Source organism: Pseudomonas sp. SDO5271_S396 (assembly GCF_054071795.1).
In genome coordinates this window covers 47,622-65,222 of sequence record NZ_JBSVWB010000007.1, presented here as the reverse complement: position 1 = coordinate 65,222, position 17,601 = coordinate 47,622, and the positions used below count along the sequence as shown (strand labels likewise).

General features: G+C 61.0%; 16 protein-coding genes. 12 read left to right on the top strand and 4 right to left on the bottom strand.

Features of this window, described 5'->3' with window-relative positions; all coding sequences use genetic code 11:
- The first annotated feature begins 94 nt into the window (after window positions 1–94).
- From ACW9IN_RS07880 to ACW9IN_RS07850, 7 genes are all read left to right on the top strand, one after another.
- Window positions 95–1,672: an ABC transporter substrate-binding protein gene (locus tag ACW9IN_RS07880; protein ID WP_457365450.1), complete on the top strand. Its 1,578-nt coding sequence runs from the start codon at window positions 95–97 to the stop codon at window positions 1,670–1,672.
- A 171-nt stretch (window positions 1,673–1,843) separates the two neighbouring features.
- Window positions 1,844–3,238, top strand: coding sequence for an OprD family outer membrane porin (locus ACW9IN_RS07875; protein ID WP_457365344.1), 1,395 nt, complete (start codon window positions 1,844–1,846; stop codon window positions 3,236–3,238).
- A gap of 80 nt (window positions 3,239–3,318) precedes the next feature.
- Window positions 3,319–4,917, top strand: a complete 1,599-nt coding sequence (locus tag ACW9IN_RS07870) for an ABC transporter substrate-binding protein (protein ID WP_457365343.1) — start codon at window positions 3,319–3,321, stop codon at window positions 4,915–4,917.
- A 76-nt stretch (window positions 4,918–4,993) separates the two neighbouring features.
- Window positions 4,994–6,004 carry an ABC transporter permease subunit gene (locus tag ACW9IN_RS07865; RefSeq protein ID WP_457365342.1) on the top strand — a complete coding sequence of 337 codons (1,011 nt, stop codon included), beginning with the start codon at window positions 4,994–4,996 and terminating at the stop codon, window positions 6,002–6,004.
- Window positions 6,005–6,014: 10 nt separating this feature from the next.
- The gene (locus tag ACW9IN_RS07860) at window positions 6,015–6,926 is read left to right on the top strand and encodes an ABC transporter permease subunit (RefSeq protein ID WP_457365341.1); all 912 of its coding nucleotides are present in this window, start codon (window positions 6,015–6,017) and stop codon (window positions 6,924–6,926) included.
- Between the two features lie 10 nt (window positions 6,927–6,936).
- Window positions 6,937–7,905, top strand: coding sequence for an ABC transporter ATP-binding protein (locus ACW9IN_RS07855; RefSeq protein WP_457365340.1), 969 nt, complete (start codon window positions 6,937–6,939; stop codon window positions 7,903–7,905).
- Entirely contained in the window at window positions 7,905–8,876 is a 972-nt protein-coding gene (locus ACW9IN_RS07850) for a peptide ABC transporter ATP-binding protein (protein WP_457365339.1), read from the top strand. Before ACW9IN_RS07855 ends, ACW9IN_RS07850 begins: the two co-directional genes overlap by 1 nt.
- Window positions 8,877–8,975: 99 nt before the next feature.
- On the opposite strand, the gene ACW9IN_RS07845 is transcribed toward ACW9IN_RS07850, so the two are convergent.
- The 3 genes from ACW9IN_RS07845 to ACW9IN_RS07835 form a co-directional block, all read right to left on the bottom strand.
- Window positions 8,976–9,239 carry a hypothetical protein gene (locus ACW9IN_RS07845; RefSeq protein WP_457365338.1) on the bottom strand — a complete coding sequence of 88 codons (264 nt, stop codon included), beginning with the start codon at window positions 9,237–9,239 and terminating at the stop codon, window positions 8,976–8,978.
- A gap of 96 nt (window positions 9,240–9,335) precedes the next feature.
- A complete protein-coding gene (locus ACW9IN_RS07840; RefSeq protein WP_457365337.1) occupies window positions 9,336–9,581 on the bottom strand; it encodes a hypothetical protein in 246 nt (81 codons plus the stop codon).
- A gap of 251 nt (window positions 9,582–9,832) precedes the next feature.
- A complete protein-coding gene (locus ACW9IN_RS07835) occupies window positions 9,833–11,416 on the bottom strand; it encodes a peptide chain release factor 3 (RefSeq protein WP_457365336.1) in 1,584 nt (527 codons plus the stop codon).
- 332 nt (window positions 11,417–11,748) lie between these two features.
- Between ACW9IN_RS07835 and ACW9IN_RS07830 the strand changes: the two genes are divergently transcribed.
- The 5 genes from ACW9IN_RS07830 to ACW9IN_RS07810 all read left to right on the top strand — a co-directional run bounded on the left by ACW9IN_RS07830 (window position 11,749) and on the right by ACW9IN_RS07810 (window position 16,724).
- Window positions 11,749–12,465 carry an ABC transporter permease gene (locus tag ACW9IN_RS07830; RefSeq protein ID WP_457365335.1) on the top strand — a complete coding sequence of 239 codons (717 nt, stop codon included), beginning with the start codon at window positions 11,749–11,751 and terminating at the stop codon, window positions 12,463–12,465.
- A 20-nt stretch (window positions 12,466–12,485) separates the two neighbouring features.
- Entirely contained in the window at window positions 12,486–13,382 is an 897-nt protein-coding gene (locus tag ACW9IN_RS07825) for a glycine betaine ABC transporter substrate-binding protein (RefSeq protein WP_457365334.1), read from the top strand.
- Window positions 13,383–13,393: 11 nt separating this feature from the next.
- Complete coding sequence (locus ACW9IN_RS07820; protein ID WP_457365333.1) at window positions 13,394–14,047, top strand: ABC transporter permease; 654 nt, start codon at window positions 13,394–13,396, stop codon at window positions 14,045–14,047.
- Window positions 14,044–15,201 carry an osmoprotectant ABC transporter ATP-binding protein OsmV gene (locus ACW9IN_RS07815; RefSeq protein ID WP_457365332.1) on the top strand — a complete coding sequence of 386 codons (1,158 nt, stop codon included), beginning with the start codon at window positions 14,044–14,046 and terminating at the stop codon, window positions 15,199–15,201. Before ACW9IN_RS07820 ends, ACW9IN_RS07815 begins: the two co-directional genes overlap by 4 nt.
- Window positions 15,202–15,560: 359 nt before the next feature.
- On the top strand, window positions 15,561–16,724 hold the full coding sequence (locus tag ACW9IN_RS07810) for a type III PLP-dependent enzyme (protein ID WP_457365331.1): 1,164 nt from the start codon (window positions 15,561–15,563) through the stop codon (window positions 16,722–16,724).
- A gap of 49 nt (window positions 16,725–16,773) precedes the next feature.
- On the opposite strand, the gene ACW9IN_RS07805 is transcribed toward ACW9IN_RS07810, so the two are convergent.
- Complete coding sequence (locus ACW9IN_RS07805) at window positions 16,774–17,523, bottom strand: tetratricopeptide repeat protein (RefSeq protein ID WP_457365330.1); 750 nt, start codon at window positions 17,521–17,523, stop codon at window positions 16,774–16,776.
- Window positions 17,524–17,601: the final 78 nt, after the last annotated feature.

The window sequence follows — 17,601 nt, the reverse complement described above, 5'->3', positions numbered from 1 at the left end:
GGTGTCTCCCTGTGGGAACAGGGTGATTGTTCACTGATGACAACTACAAACAAGGATTGGGATCGTCATGCGCCATACCACCGTTCTATCCGCGATGTTCGCCACCAGCCTGCTGGCTGTGGCCACCCTGGGCCAGGCCGCCGACAAGAAGAGCCTGGTGTTCTGCTCCGAAGGCAGCCCGGCCGGCTTCGACACCGCGCAATACACCACCGCTACCGATAACGATGCGGCCGAGCCGCTGTACAACCGCCTGGTGGAGTTTGAAAAAGGTGCGACCAATGTGGTGCCCGGTTTGGCGACCAAGTGGGATATTTCGCCAGACGGCCTGACCTACACCTTTCATCTGCGTGAAGGGGTGAAGTTCCACAGCAACAAGGAGTTCAAGCCGACGCGCGACTTCAACGCCGACGACGTGCTGTTCACCTTCAATCGCATGCTTGACCCCGACCATCCGTTTCGCAAGGCCTACCCCACCGAGTTTCCGTACTTCAACGGGATGAGCCTGAACAAGAACATTGCCAAGGTCGAAAAAACCGACCCACACACCGTGGTGATCACCCTCAACTCGGTCGACGCCGCGTTTGTCCAGAACATCGCCATGAGCTTCGCCTCGATCCTGTCGGCCGAGTACGCCGCGCAGTTGCTCAAGGAAGGCAAGCCGAGCGACATCAACCAGAAGCCGATCGGCACTGGCCCCTTTGTGTTTCAGCGCTACCAGAAAGACTCGCAGATCCGCTATGTGGCCAACAAACAGTACTGGGACCCGAGCCGTGTAAAGCTGGACCAGCTGATTTTCGCGATCAACACCGACGCCTCGGTGCGGGTACAGAAGCTCAAGGCGAACGAGTGCCAGGTGACCCTGCACCCGCGCCCGGCCGACGTCGACGCGCTCAAGGCCGACCCCAACCTGCAACTGCTGACCAAGCCCGGTTTCAACCTCGGCTACATCGCCTACAACGTGCGCCACAAGCCATTCGACCAGCTCGAAGTGCGCCAGGCGCTGGATATGGCGGTGAACAAGCAGAGCATCCTCAATGCCGTGTACCAGGGCGCGGGGCAACTGGCGGTCAACGCCATGCCGCCGACCCAGTGGTCTTACGACGACACCATCAAGGACGCCGCCTATAACCCGGAAAAAGCCAAGGAACTGCTCAAGGCCGCCGGCGTGAAGGAAGGCACCGAGATCACCCTGTGGGCGATGCCGGTGCAACGTCCGTACAACCCGAACGCCAAGCTGATGGCCGAAATGCTGCAGAACGACTGGGCCAAGATCGGCCTCAAGGTCAAGATCGTCAGCTACGAATGGGGTGAGTACATCAAGCGCACCAAAAACGGTGAGCACGATATCAGCCTGATCGGCTGGACCGGCGACAACGGTGACCCGGACAACTGGCTGGGCACCCTCTACAGCTGCGACGCCATCGGCGGGAACAACTACTCCATGTGGTGTGACCCGGCGTACGACAAGCTGATCAAGCAAGCCAAGGTCGTGACCGACCGCGAACAAAGGACGGTTCTGTACAAACAGGCGCAGCAACTGCTTAAAGCACAGGTGCCGATCACGCCAGTCGCCCACTCGACGGTCAACCAGCCGTTAAGCGCCAAAGTCGAAGGTTTCAAAGTGAGCCCCTTCGGCCGCAACGTGTTCTCGGGCGTCAGTATCACCCCATAAGAAAATAACCGGATTGCGGAGAGCGAAGTGGGCTCTCCCGCAAACGTGCAGCCTTGTGTTGGGAATTTTCCGACAGCAAACGTTTGCAAAAGCTTGAGCGAGTTACACACCCAATAGCCGGTTCACCTAAAAAGACCGGCATTAAAAAAGAGAACCAAAGGAGCTTCACACATGAAACTGAGCAGCACCGCGCTTCTGGCCTTGGCCATCAGCAGCATCACGGCGACCGCCTATGCTGAATCCCAGAGTCAGGAATTCGTTCCGACCACTCTGGCCGGCACCAGCGCCCAAAGCGAGGCCAAAGGCTTTATCGAAGATTTCAGCCTGGGCGGCACCACACGTAACTGGTACTCCCACGAAAGCAAGTACCGTGGGGGCACCTTTTCCTACCAGAAGCACGGCCAGACCCTGACCGACCGTAACCGTACCAACTGGGTACAGGGCACCATCCTCAACGCCAGCTCGGGATTCACCCAGGGCACCGTGGGCGTGAAGACTGAAGTGGCGGTGTACAACGCACTGGTCCTGGACCGCAGCAAGCGTGATATCAAGGGCGGCTCCAACCGTACCCTGGCGGACTCCGACGGTGATGCAGTAGGCCAATGGAGCAAACTGGGCCTGGCCAACGTGCAGTTCCGTGTGTCCAACACCACGCTGACCGCCGGTCGCCAGAACTTCAGCAGCGGCATCGTCGACACCATCGGCAACCGTGCACTGCCTTCGAGCTTCGAAGGTGTGAGCTTCAACAGCGAAGAGTTCAGCAACCTGTCCTTCCAGGGCGGCGTGTTTGACCGCGTTTCGCCACGTTCCGAGCAGAGCCTGTCGAAATTCCGTACCGAATACGGCAATGGCGCGGAAACCGACAAGGTGTCCACCCTGGGCGTGAACTACCAGCCGCTGAAAAGCCTGAAAACCAGCTTCTTCGCCGCCAACGTGAAGGACTTCTGGAACCAGTACTACTTCGGCGCGACCCACGAGTTGGGCGATGCCCAGCAACTGGGCCTGACCACTGGCTTCAACTACTACAAGACAGTGGATGAAGGCAAAAAAGAGATGGGGAAAATCGACAACGATACCTACTCCCTCTCCCTGGGCCTGACTCACCAGGCTCACAGCCTGACCTTCTCGTACCAGCAAGTGAACGGCAACGAGTACTTCGACTACCTGCACGAAACCAACGGCATCTACCTGGCCAACTCCTTGACCTCTGACTTCAACGGTCCGAACGAGAAGTCCTTCCAGATCGCCTACGCCATCAACATGGCCGAATACGGCGTGCCAGGCCTGAAGTTCAACGCCTACTCGGCACGCGGCTGGGACATCGACGGCACTCACTACACCGGCAACGGTGGCCGTGCCAAGTTCGCCTATGACGGCATCCAGACTCAAGACGGCGAAAAACACCAGGAATACGGTGTAGGCGCCGCTTATGCCATCCAGAGCGGCCCGCTCAAGGCAACCACCGTGCGTGCAACCTATGTTGAGCACCGTGGCAGCGAGTTCCAGTCCGACGGCAGCATCAAAGAGTTCCGTCTGGTCACCACCATCCCGTTCAAAGTTCTTTAATTAGCACCAGGTAGACAGCAGGCTCAGGACGAGCCTGCCGTCTACGCTTGTCTGGTTCCATCGACTGCAGAGGGCCCTGAATGAAAATGCTCCCGTTACAAGCCGCCGTTGCCGCCGCGCTGTTGAGCGTCGCGATCGGTGTTTCGGCCAAACCGCTGGTGGTCTGCACCGAAGCCAGCCCGGAAGGATTCGATCCGGTGCTGTACACCACCGCCGTCACCGCTGACGCCGCCGCTGAAACCATGTTCAACCGACTGGTAGACTTCAAGCCCGGCACCACCGAAGTGATCCCGGCACTGGCCGAGGCCCTGCCCGAGATCAGCGCAGACGGCCTGACCTACACGTTCCACCTGCGTAAAGACATCAAGTTCCACACTACCGACTACTTCAAGCCCACGCGCAACCTGAATGCCGACGACGTGCTCTGGAGCTTCCAGCGCCAGCTGGACCCGAATCACCCGTGGCATAAAAAGTCCACCGTGGGCTACCCATACTTCGAAAGCATGGGCTTCAAGGAACTGCTCAAGAGCGTGGAAAAGACTGACGATCACACCGTCGTCTTCACCCTGACCCGTCCTGAAGCCCCTTTCCTGGCTGACCTGGCCATGGCGTTCTCCTCGATCCACTCCGCCGAATACGCCGACCAGTTGCTCAAGTCCGGCAAGACCGATGACCTGAACGCCAAGCCTATCGGCACCGGGCCGTTCATCTTCACGCGCTACGCCAAAGACGCCCAGGTGCGCTTCAAGGCCAACCCGGACTATTTCCGTGGCAAGCCGCCGGCCGACCCGCTGATCCTGGCGATCACCACCGACAACAACGTGCGCCTGCAAAAGCTCAAGGCCAACGAGTGCCAGATCGCGCTGTATCCGAAACCGGATGACGTGCCGAGCATGAAGGCCGACCCGAACCTGAAAGTCGCGGAACTGGCGGCGATGACCACCGCCTATACCGCGATGAACACCACCCACAAGTACATGAGCGACGCGCGGGTGCGTCACGCGATCAACATTGCGTTCGACAAAAAAGGCTACAACGAGTCCCTGTACGGCAAAGGCAACGCTGTGGATGCCACCGGCCCGTATCCCAACACCCTGCTGGGCTTCAGCGACAAGCTGAAGAACCCGCCCCGTGACCTGGACAAGGCCCGCGCCCTGCTCAAGGAAGCCGGCGTACCGGAAGGCACCGAATTCACCCTGTTCACCCGCAACGGCGGCGGCCCGACCAACCCAAACCCGATGCTCGGCGCCCAGCGCATGCAGGCGGACCTGGCGCAGATCGGCTTGAAGGTGAATATCAAAGTCATGGAATGGGGCGAAATGCTCAAGCGTGCTAAAAACGGCGAGCACGACATGGTTTCCGCCGGCTGGGCCGGTGACAACGGCGACCCGGACAACTTCCTCACGCCAAACCTGAGTTGCGATGCAGCGAAAAACGGCGAAAACTACGCCCGCTGGTGTAACAAGGAATTTCAAGACTTGATCGACAAGGCACGCGCCGTCGCTGAACCGACCCAACGCGCTGCACTCTATGAACAAGCACTGGACGTTTTCGACAAGGACCAACCGTGGATCCCCATGGCCTATCCGAAAATGTTCACCGCCATGCGCAAGAACGTCGAGGGTTATACCCAAAGCCCTCTGACCACAAATAACTTCGCCACTACCCAGGTGAAGTAAATAAGAGAAACGCTCGGCACCACCCACCAGGGCGGTGCCGAACCTGCCTAACCGGCTGATTGAGGTACACAACAAGATGTTTAGTTTTATTGCCCGCCGACTGGGGTTACTGATCCCCACGTTTTTCGGCATCACGTTGCTGACGTTTGCGTTGATTCGCATGATTCCCGGCGACCCCGTAGAAGTCATGATGGGCGAACGCCGCGTCGACCCCGAGATGCACGCACAGGCAATGGAACGCCTTGGCCTTAACAAGCCGCTGTATGCGCAATACCTGGACTACGTAGGCAAACTTGCCCACGGCGACCTCGGCGAATCGCTGCGCACACGCACCAGCGTGTGGACCGAATTCACCGCCCTCTTCCCTGCGACCCTGGAACTGTCCATGGCCGCCCTGTTGTTCGCCGGCATCCTGGGCCTGTTGGCCGGGGTGATCGCGGCCCTGAAACGAGGATCCCTGTTCGACCATGGGGTGATGGGCGTCTCCCTGGCGGGCTATTCGATGCCGATCTTCTGGTGGGGCCTGATCCTGATCATGTTCTTCTCGGTCAGCCTGGGCTGGACCCCGGTTTCCGGGCGTATCGACCTGCTGTACGACATCGAGCCGCGCACCGGCTTCATGCTGATCGACACCCTGCTGGCCGACGAGCCGGACGCGTTCTTCGATGCCCTGCACCACCTGATCCTGCCGGCCATCGTGCTCGGCACCATCCCGCTGGCGGTGATCGCGCGGATGACCCGTTCGTCGATGCTCGAAGTGCTGCGTGAAGACTACATCCGCACCGCCAAGGCCAAAGGCCTGTCGCCAACCCGCGTCGTGTTTGTACACGGCCTGCGTAACGCGCTGATCCCGGTACTGACCGTGGTAGGCCTGCAAGTGGGCACGCTGCTGGCCGGTGCGGTCCTGACCGAAACCATCTTCTCGTGGCCCGGCATCGGCAAATGGCTGATCGAAGCCATTGGCGCGCGGGACTACCCGGTGGTGCAAAACGGCATCCTGCTGATCGCCTGCCTGGTGATCCTGGTGAACTTCGTGGTGGACATCCTCTACGGCTTCGCCAACCCACGCATCCGTCACCAGCGCTGAGATCAAGACCATGACCACACCTACTCCCGTGTCAGCAGTCGATCAAAGCCTGCTGTATCCGTCCCCGTACAAAGAATTCTGGCAAGCCTTCTCCCGGAACAAAGGCGCGGTTGCCGGCCTGTTGTTCATGCTGGTGATCGTGTTCTGCGCGATCTTCGCGCCGTGGGTCACCCCGCATAACCCGAGCGAGCAATACCGTGACTTCCTGCTGACCCCGCCGTCGTGGCTGGAAGGCGGGCAGATCCAATTCTTGCTGGGTACCGACGAATTGGGCCGTGATTTGCTCTCGCGCCTGATCCAGGGCTCGCGCCTCTCCCTGCTGATCGGCTTGTCGTCGGTGGTGATGTCGCTGATCCCGGGCATCCTGCTGGGCCTGTTCGCCGGGTTCTTCCCGCGCTTGCTCGGCCCGACCATCATGCGCCTGATGGACATCATGCTGGCCCTGCCGTCGCTGCTGCTGGCCGTGGCCATCGTCGCTATCCTCGGCCCAGGCCTGATCAACACCGTGATTGCGATTGCCATCGTGTCGCTGCCGTCCTATGTCCGCCTGACCCGCGCTGCGGTGATGGGCGAACTGAACCGCGACTACGTGACTGCCGCCCGCCTCGCCGGCGCCGGCCTGCCCCGCCTGATGTTCATCACCGTGCTGCCCAACTGCATGGCGCCGCTGATCGTCCAGGCCACCTTGAGTTTCTCTTCGGCGATCCTCGATGCCGCCGCACTGGGCTTCCTGGGCCTTGGCGTACAACCGCCAACCCCTGAGTGGGGCACCATGCTGGCGTCAGCCCGCGACTACATCGAACGCGCCTGGTGGGTAGTGAGCCTGCCTGGTTTGACCATTTTGCTCAGCGTGCTGGCAATCAACTTGATGGGCGACGGCCTGCGCGATGCGCTGGACCCGAAACTCAAGAACGCCGCCTGAGGAGATTCCCATGTCACTGTTAGAAATCAAGAATCTCAACGTCCGCTTCGGCGACAAGACCGCCGTGCCGGTGGTCGATGGCCTGGACCTCAAGGTCGACAAGGGCGAAGTACTGGCAATCGTTGGCGAGTCGGGTTCGGGTAAATCCGTGACCATGATGGCGCTGATGGGCCTGATCGAGCACCCCGGCATCGTCACCGCCGACGCACTGACCTTCGACGGCAAGGACATGCTCAAACTGAGCGCCCGCCAGCGCCGCCAGATCGTCGGCAAAGACCTGGCGATGGTGTTCCAGGACCCGATGACCGCGTTGAACCCCAGCTATACCGTGGGTTTCCAGATTGAAGAAGTGCTGCGCCTGCACCTGAAGATGTCCGGCAAGCAAGCGCGTAAACGCGCCATCGAACTGCTGGAAAAAGTCGAGATCCCTGGCGCCGCCAGCCGTATGGACGCCTACCCGCACCAGTTGTCCGGTGGTATGAGCCAGCGTGTGGCCATCGCCATGGCGATTGCCGGCGAGCCGAAACTGCTGATCGCGGACGAGCCGACCACGGCATTGGACGTGACCATCCAGGCGCAGATCATGGAACTGCTGCTGGCCCTGCAGAAAGAGCAGAACATGGGCCTGGTGCTGATCACTCACGACCTTGCCGTCGTGGCCGAAACCGCCCAGCGCGTGTGCGTGATGTATGCCGGCCAGGCAGTTGAAGTCGGCCAGGTGCCGCAGCTGTTCGACATTCCGGCGCACCCGTACAGCGAAGCGTTGCTCAAGGCGATCCCCGAGCACAGCCTGGGCGCCACGCGCCTGGCCACGCTGCCGGGTATCGTTCCGGGTCGTTACGACCGCCCGCAAGGTTGCCTGCTGTCGCCACGCTGCCCGTATGTGCAGGAATCCTGCCGCGCCCAGCGCCCGGCCCTTGACCCGAAAACCAACAGCCTTGCGCGCTGCTTCTACCCCTTGAACCAGGAGGTGGCGTAATGGCCGTCGTTCTTACCGCCCGCGACCTCACCCGTCACTACGAAGTGTCCCGTGGCCTGTTCAAGGGCCACGCCACCGTGCGTGCCCTCAATGGCGTGTCCTTCGAGCTGGAAGCCGGCAAGACCCTCGCCGTGGTAGGCGAGTCGGGTTGCGGCAAATCCACCCTGGCCCGCGCCCTCACGCTGATCGAAGAGCCGTCTTCGGGTTCCTTGAAAATCGCCGGCCAGGAAGTGGCCGGTGCCGACAAGGCCCAACGCAAGCAATTGCGCAAAGACGTGCAGATGGTGTTCCAGAGCCCGTACGCCTCGTTGAACCCACGCCAGAAAATCGGTGACCAACTGGCCGAGCCGCTGCTGATCAACACCAACCTGTCCGCCACCGAACGCCGCGAGAAAGTGCAGGCGATGATGAAACAAGTGGGTCTGCGCCCCGAGCATTATCAGCGCTACCCGCACATGTTCTCCGGGGGGCAGCGCCAGCGCATCGCCCTGGCCCGCGCCATGATGCTGCAACCCAAGGTGCTGGTGGCGGACGAACCGACCTCGGCGCTCGACGTATCGATCCAGGCCCAGGTGCTCAACCTGTTCATGGATTTGCAGCAGGAGTTCAACACGGCCTACGTGTTCATTTCTCACAACCTGGCGGTGGTGCAACACGTTGCCGATGACGTGATGGTGATGTACCTCGGTCGCCCGGTGGAAGTCGGCCCCAAGGAAGACATCTACGCCCGTCCGCTGCACCCGTACACCCAGGCGCTGCTGTCGGCCACCCCGACCATTCACCCGGACCCGAACAAGCCGAAGATCAAGATCGTCGGCGAGTTGCCCAACCCACTGAACCCGCCGCCGGGCTGTGCGTTCCACAAACGCTGCCCGTACGCCACCGCGCGTTGCAGCACCGAGGAGCCTGTATTGCGGCCGCTGGATAACCGCCAAGTGGCGTGCCACTACGCGGAGCAGTTCGTCGCATAAGGAGAGTTCCCACGCGCGTGGGAGCGATCAGTGTTCTACAGCCCTTCTCGCCCGGTTGCGCATCAGCCGGGCGAGAGGGGCTTTCTTTTGGGCTGGTGACTACGTCTGGCTGTCGCCGTCGTCGTCATCCGGGTCATCGCTGTCGGGCTCCTTGCTGGTGGAGTCATCGTTATCCTTGTCTTCACCCTGGGCCTCGGACTTGGCCAGTTGCAGCCCTTGCCCCTGTTCACTCTGCACCGCCGACACGCCCGCCGGACCGTGCGCCGGACCGTGCGCCGGGCTATTTGCCCAGGCCGTCGACATCCCCAGCGACAACAACACCAGCACTTTGATCAACAGCACGACTCGTTGAAAAATACTCATGGTGGACTCCGTCCAGTCAGTCAGTAAAAACCGCACGACAGCCGTTCACGACCGCCAGCGTTGACGCTAGCCCCGTTGCCGGGTTTGCGCCAGGCGTCAGGTCTCGCCGTCGTCGTAGGTTTCGCTGTCTTCACCTTCGTTGTAAGGGTTTTCCTGGTCTTCCTTGGGTGCAGGCTGAGCCTGAGGCTGCCAACTGCCCGAGTTGACCTCGTTCTGCTTGCGCTTGGTGACCGGGCCGGTGTCTTTCCATTGGGCCTTGCCCGCTTCGGCCAGGGCCGATGAAGCAGGCAACACCAAAGCCCCCAGCAACACCAGTTGAAGGGCGCGTTGAATTAAACGCATCAGGAACTCCTATTCCGTCGGTAAATGGGTGAACCAGTTGAAACGCTAGACCGGATATGGGCCTCTCGCCAATTCATTGCCAAATGGAGATAAAACTGTGGGAGCGGGCTTGCTCGCGAATGCAGTGTGTCATTCACAGCACAGGGTGACTGATCCAGCGCTTTCGCGAGCCTGCTCCCACATTTGGTTTTGCATCGCCCATGAAAAAGGGTGAAGCCATGACAGCTTCACCCTTTTTTACCGCTCAGACCTTAATGATGCTCACGGGTCGCGCGGAATTTCACATCCGGCCAGCGCTCTTCCATCAGCGCCAGGTTCACCCGGGTCGGGGCCAGGTAGGTCAGGTGACCGCCGCCGTCGACCGCGAGGTTTTCCACGGCCTTGTTCTTGAACTCTTCCAGCTTCTTCTTATCGTCGCATTCGATCCAGCGCGCGGAGTACACGGTGATGGCCTCGTAGGCGCACTCGACCTTGTATTCCTCTTTGAGGCGGCTGGCCACCACGTCGAACTGCAGCACACCGACCGCACCGAGGATGATGTCGTTGCTGCGCTCGGGGAAGAACACCTGGGTGGCGCCCTCTTCCGCCAACTGCTGCAAGCCCTGGCGCAATTGCTTGGATTTGAGCGGGTCTTTCAGGCGCACGCGGCGGAACAATTCCGGAGCGAAGTGCGGAATGCCGGTGAAGCCCAGCGCCTCGCCTTCGGTGAACGTGTCACCGATCTGGATGGTGCCGTGGTTATGCAGGCCGATGATGTCGCCGGCGTAGGCTTCTTCGAGCTGTTCACGCTCGGAAGAGAAAAAGGTCAGGGCGTCGCCGATGCGCACGTCCTTGCCGGTGCGCACGTGGCGCATCTTCATGCCTTTTTCGTACTTGCCCGAACAGATACGCATGAAGGCGATACGGTCGCGGTGCTTGGGGTCCATGTTCGCCTGGATCTTGAACACGAAGCCCGAGAACTTCTCTTCCTGCGGCTCCACGGTACGCTCGTTGGCCACCCGGGCCAGCGGCAGCGGGGCCCAGTCCACCACGGCGTCCAGCACATGGTCGACACCGAAGTTGCCCAGTGCGGTACCGAAGAACACCGGCGTCAACTGGCCGTCGAGGAACTCCTGCTGGTTGAACTCATGGCAGGCGCCTTGTACCAGTTCCAGTTGCTCGATGAAACGCTCGTACTCGTCGCCCAGGTGAGCGCGGGCCTCGTCGGAGTCCAGCTTCTGGATGATCTTGGTTTCGGTGCGCTCATGGCCGTGGCCCGGGGTGTAGACGATGATGTAGTCGTCCGCCAGGTGGTACACGCCTTTGAAGTCGCGGTAGCAACCGATAGGCCAGGTGATCGGCGCGGCCTTGATCTTCAGGACCGCTTCGATTTCGTCCAGCAACTCGATGGGGTCGCGGATATCGCGGTCGAGTTTGTTGATGAAGCTGACGATGGGCGTGTCACGCAGACGGCACACGTCCATCAGCGCGATGGTGCGTGGCTCGACGCCTTTACCGCCGTCGAGGACCATCAGCGCCGAGTCCACCGCGGTCAGGGTGCGGTAGGTGTCTTCGGAGAAGTCTTCGTGGCCCGGGGTGTCGAGCAGGTTGACCATGTGGTCGCGATACGGGAACTGCATGACCGACGTGGTAATGGAGATACCCCGTTGTTTTTCCATTTCCATCCAGTCGGAAGTGGCATGGCGGTCGGACTTGCGGGATTTCACCGTGCCGGCCACCGCGATTGCCTTGCCCATCAGCAACAGCTTCTCGGTGATGGTGGTTTTACCGGCATCGGGGTGGGAAATAATGGCGAAAGTGCGGCGTTTCGCGACTTCGGCGGCCTGGTGGGTCATGGGAAATCGCCTGGCAGGTGAGTCAAAAAAGGGCGGCGAGTATAGCGCAAACCCCGGCGCCCGGACCACCGTTCACCCGATCAGGGGTGGCTAAATGCTGCCAAGTATGGAACCTTTTAAAAGGTCGAGACGTCCACTCCCCTGCTACCGCACTCGGAACAGGGGCTGATAAATCAGCAAGTTAGCCTGACGAGGCTGCGCTCATGGCTTGACCTCCCGTCGTCTGACCGACAGGGGCGAGCTGCTTTTCGCGAACCCATTCCCAGGCAGCCAGAAATGGCCTTGCCACCGGGAAATGCGTTCGCCGACAAAAGAAAAAAAGGAGTCCGCCTGTGGCTATCCGCTATGGCAAAGGGCTGACAGGGGCTGCGATCGTCGTCGCACTCCTGGCCCTGCTGGTCCACTGGATCGGCATCAGTACGATTGAGCTCTACCGCGACGATTTATGGTTCTACCTGCAAGCCCACCTGGTGCTGGTGCTTGCTTCCATGCTGGCGGCCCTGATCGTGGGGATCCCTGCCGGTATCCTGCTCAGCCGACCGAAGATGGTCGGGCGCGCAGAACGCTTCATGCAGATCTTCAATATCGGCAACACCGTCCCGCCCCTGGCCGTATTGGCCATCGCCCTCGGCGTCCTCGGCATCGGCAGTGGCCCGGCCATCTTCGCCCTGTTCCTTGCCTCCCTCCTGCCCATCGTGCGCAACACCTACGAGGGCCTTAAAAACGTCCAGGGCTCCCTGAAGGAAGCCGCCACCGGCATCGGCATGACCCCGCGCCAGGTGCTGTTTCGCGTGGAACTGCCGAACGCCGTGCCCATCATCATTGGCGGCGTGCGTGTGGCGCTGGCGATCAACGTGGGCACCGCGCCGCTGGCGTTCCTGATCGGCGCCAACAGCCTGGGCAGCCTGATTTTCCCCGGCATCGCCCTGAACAATCAGCCGCAACTGCTGCTCGGCGCCGCGTGTACCGCGCTGCTGGCACTGCTGCTCGATGGTTTGGTGACCCTGGCCAGCCGACTCTGGCTGGAACGTGGACTGCGCCCGTCGTAAGGCATGGCTGAGGAAAAACGATGAAAAAACTGACGCTGATAACGGCTTGTGTCCTGCTGCTGGCAGGTTTTGCACAGGCCGCCGAAAAACCGCTGGTGCGCATCGGCGCCCGGGTGTTCACCGAACAGACCCTGCTCGCCGAAATCACCTCCCAATACCTGCGCACCAAAGGCTATGACACCCGCGTGACGGGCGGCTTGGGCAGCAACCTGGCGCGCAGTGCCCAGGAAAGCGGGCAACTGGACCTGCTCTGGGAATACACCGGCGTGTCACTGGTGGCCTACAACCATGTGGACGAAAAGCTCGACAGCGAACAGTCCTACGCCCGGGTAAAAGAACTCGATGCAAAAAAAGGCCTGGTCTGGCTGTCACCTTCTCGATTCAGCAATACCTACGCCCTGGCGCTGCCGGAGAAAGTGGCCAAGGAACACCCGGACATCCACAACATCAGCGACCTGACCCGGGCCATGGCCGAGGACACCCGGGAAAACCGCCTGGTCGCCCTGGACACCGAATTCGCCAACCGCTCCGACGGCCTGGCCGGCATGGTCAAGCTGTATGACATGAACCTGACCCGCAAAAATACGCGCCAGATGGACGCCGGCCTGGTCTACACCGCGCTGCGCAATAGCCAGGTGTTCGCCGGCCTGGTCTACACCACCGACGGTCGCCTGAACGCCTTCAAACTGAAGCTGCTGGAAGACGACAGGCACTACTTCCCGGACTACACCGCCGCGCCGGTGATCCGCCAGCAGTACCTCGACCAGCACCCGCAACTGGCCGCCGACCTCAAGCCGCTGGCCGCGCTGTTCGACGACGAAACCATGCGCCAGCTCAATGCGCGGGTCGACGTCGACCATGAAAGCCCGTCCGCCGTGGCCGCAGATTTCCTGCGCCAGCATCCCATCACCCCATAAGAGGAGAAGACATGGAATTTCTGAACGCCTTTTCCCACCTGGATTGGGCCCAGGTCCTGCACCTGACCTGGCAACACATCACCCTGGTCGGCGTCGCCGTGCTGCTGGCGATCTTCATCGGCGTGCCCCTGGGTATCCTGATGACGCGCTTCGAGGCCCTTGCCGGCCCCCTGCAAGCCAGCGCCACTGTGCTGCTCACGGTGCCATCCATCGCGCTGTTCGGCCTGCTGCTGCCGTTCTACTCCAAGTTCGGCCAGGGCCTGGGGCCGATGCCGGCGATCACCGCCGTGTTCCTCTATTCCCTGCTGCCGATCATGCGTAACACCTACCTGGCCCTCACGGGCGTGGAACCGGGCATTCGCGAAGCCGCACGCGGCATCGGCATGACCTTCGGCCAGCGCCTGCGCATGGTCGAGCTGCCGATTGCGGTGCCGGTGATCCTTGCCGGTGTACGCACCGCCGTGGTGATGAACATCGGCGTGATGACCATCGCCGCCACCATCGGCGCCGGTGGCCTGGGTGTATTGATTCTGGCCTCCATCAGCCGCAGCGACATGTCGATGCTGATCGTCGGCGCCGTGCTGGTCAGCCTCCTGGCCATCTTCGCTGACCTGCTCCTGCAATGGCTGCAACGCTCGCTGACTCCAAAAGGATTGCTCAAATGATCGAACTTCAGAACCTGTCCAAGACCTTTCAAAGCAACGGCAAGACCGTCACCGCCGTGAACGATGTGAGCCTGACCGTCAATGAAGGCGAAATCTGCGTATTCCTCGGCCCTTCGGGTTGCGGCAAGAGCACCACGCTGAAAATGATCAACCGCCTGATCAAGCCCACCTCGGGCAAGATCCTGATCAACGGCGAAGACACCACCGACCTCGATGAAGTGACCCTGCGCCGCAACATCGGCTACGTGATCCAGCAGATCGGCCTGTTCCCCAACATGACCATCGAGGAAAACATCGTGGTCGTGCCCAAGTTGCTGGGCTGGGACAAGCAGAAATGCCACGACCGCGCCCGCGAGCTGATGAGCATGATCAAGCTGGAGCCCAAGCAGTACCTGCACCGCTATCCGCGCGAATTGTCCGGTGGTCAGCAACAGCGCATCGGCGTGATCCGCGCACTGGCGGCCGAGGCGCCGCTGTTGCTGATGGACGAACCGTTCGGCGCGGTCGACCCGATCAACCGCGAAATGATCCAGAACGAGTTCTTCGAGATGCAGCGCGCCCTGAACAAGACCGTGATCATGGTCAGCCACGACATCGACGAGGCCATCAAGCTGGGGGACAAGATTGCCATCTTCCGCGCCGGCAAACTCTTGCAGCTCGATCACCCGGACACCTTGCTGGCGCATCCGGCGGATGATTTCGTCAGCAACTTTGTCGGCCAGGACAGCACCCTCAAGCGCCTGCTGCTGGTGAAGGCCGAAGACGCGGCGGACAACGCGCCGTCGGTCAGCCCTGAAACCCCGGTGGCCGAAGCCCTGGAACTGATGGACGAACATGACCGCCGCTACGTGGTGGTCACCTGCGCCGAGAACAAGGCGCTGGGCTATGTACGACGCCGTGACCTGCACCGTCAGACCGGTGCCTGCGGCCAGTACCTGCGCGAGTTCAACGCCACGGCGGCGTATGACGAGCATTTGCGCATCCTGCTGTCGCGCATGTACGAATTCAACCGTTCATGGTTGCCGGTAATGGATGCGGAGCGCGTGTTCCTGGGTGAAGTGACCCAGGAGTCGATCGCCGAATACCTGAGCTCGGGCAAATCCCGCGGGGGCAAGACCAGCATCGTTTCGCCTGCCGAGACGGCCCTGGCCTGATAGACCGCTATCGCAAATCCCCCTGATTTGCCCCGTCCGGGGAACATCAATCCGTCACACCGGTCGGTTACATAAGTAGCTGCACGGGTTCTCGCGACGAACGCGTGCAAAAACGCGACATTTTTAGTTGATCTATGGCCCCTCACGTCCTAAAGTTCGCGCCGAACGTCCATGCTGGAAACGATCCATCCGGCTCAAGTACTGACGACGAGACAGCAAGGCCAAGGGAAGCGGTTGATCCCATGGCCTTTTTGCTTTCGGCGACATGCCTTGGGAAGTAGGCGAACCAAAGTGGGGATACGGAGGACGTTCATTTGCACCCATTGACTAAAACAGTTTGCCACTAGGAGTTCCCCAGCATGTCGATCCAGGTCGAAGACTATTTCGCGCGCGAAACCTTTCAAAAAATGAAGGCGTTCGCCGACAAGCAAGAAACCCCGTTCGTGGTGATCGACACCGCCATGATCGCCCAGGCCTACGATGACCTGCGCGCCGGTTTCGAATTCGCCAAAGTCTATTACGCGGTCAAGGCCAACCCGGCTGTCGAGATCATCGACCTGCTCAAGGACAAAGGCTCGAGCTTCGACATCGCCTCGATCTACGAGCTGGATAAAGTGCTGAGCCGTGGCGTCAGCGCCGACCGCATCAGCTACGGCAACACCATCAAGAAATCCAAGGACATCCGCTACTTCTACGAGAAAGGCGTGCGCCTGTTCTCCACCGACTCCGAAGCCGACCTGCGCAACATCGCCAAGGCCGCGCCGGGTTCGAAAGTGTATGTGCGTATCCTCACCGAAGGCTCCACCACCGCTGACTGGCCGCTGTCGCGCAAATTCGGCTGCCAGACCGACATGGCCATGGACCTGCTGATCCTGGCCCGTGACCTGGGCCTGGTGCCCTACGGCATCTCGTTCCACGTGGGCTCGCAACAGCGCGACATCAGCGTGTGGGACGCGGCCATCGCCAAGGTCAAGGTGATCTTCGAACGCCTGAAGGAAGAAGACGGCATCCACCTGAAGCTGATCAACATGGGCGGCGGCTTCCCGGCCAACTACATCACCCGCACCAACAGCCTGGAAACCTACGCCGAGGAAATCATCCGCTTCCTCAAGGAAGACTTCGGTGACGACCTGCCGGAAATCATCCTGGAACCGGGCCGTTCGCTGATCGCCAACGCCGGCATCCTGGTGAGCGAAGTGGTACTGGTGGCCCGTAAATCCCGCACCGCCGTCGAGCGCTGGATCTACACCGACGTGGGCAAGTTCTCCGGCCTGATCGAAACCATGGACGAAGCCATCAAGTTCCCGATCTGGACCGAGAAAAAGGGTGAAACCGAGGAAGTGGTCATCGCCGGCCCGACCTGCGACAGCGCCGACATCATGTACGAGAACTACAAGTACGGCCTGCCGCTGAACCTGGCGATCGGCGATCGTCTGTACTGGTTGTCCACCGGTGCCTACACCACCAGCTACAGCGCGGTGGAATTCAACGGCTTCCCGCCGCTGAAGTCCTACTACGTGTAAGACGCCTGCACCCAAAAAACCCATGACACGTCATGGGTTTTTTTATGCCTCAAGAAAGGGTCATCGCGCGCCGATGGTAGACATCGGCCATGGCGCGGATCTGCGGATCACGGGCCGCCGCCAAGGCATTGCAGGCGGTACGCAAAAACTTCAGGTTGCCGCCCGCCAGTGCCTTGTGCAGCCACTCCAGTGCCGCCTCGACCTCGCCACTGTCGGCCAGCACCGCCGCGTAACTGAACTGCCCGCGAAAATCACCGCCCTCGGCCGAGCGTCGATACCACGCCACCGCGCCCTCCCGGTCCTGCGGGCAGAAGCGGCCCTCCTCGAGATAACGCCCCAGCAGGTTCATCGATTTGATATGGCCCTGCTCGGCCGCCTCGCGATACAGCGCCAGCGCCTGTGGCTGGTCTTCAACCACCCCTCGCCCGGTGGCCAGCAGATTGGCGTAGTTGTATTGCGCCCAGTCCAACCCCGCCTGCGCCGCCATACGGTATTCGCGGGCGGCAGCGACCTCATCGACAGCACAGCCCCAGCCATGCTCCAGGCAGCGCCCGACCATGTTGCGCGCGATCAGGTGACCGGCGCGGGCAGCGATTTCGAACCAGCGCAGCGCCAGCGCTTCATCACGGGCGATACCACGCCCTTCCAGCAGGATTTGTCCGAGCAGGGCCTGGGCGTCAACCACGCCCTCTTTCGCGGCCATCAGGATCGCCTGGGCGGCGCGCACCGGGGAGTCGTCGAGCATCGACTGCAACTGCTCGACGTTGAGCACTTCTTCACGACGCAATAAAAAGCCCATGCCAGCCCTCGAGCCACTCGGTGTTTTCCAGGCGCTGGCGAATGCGCAGCAGCCTGAAAGCATAAAGCTGCCAATGGT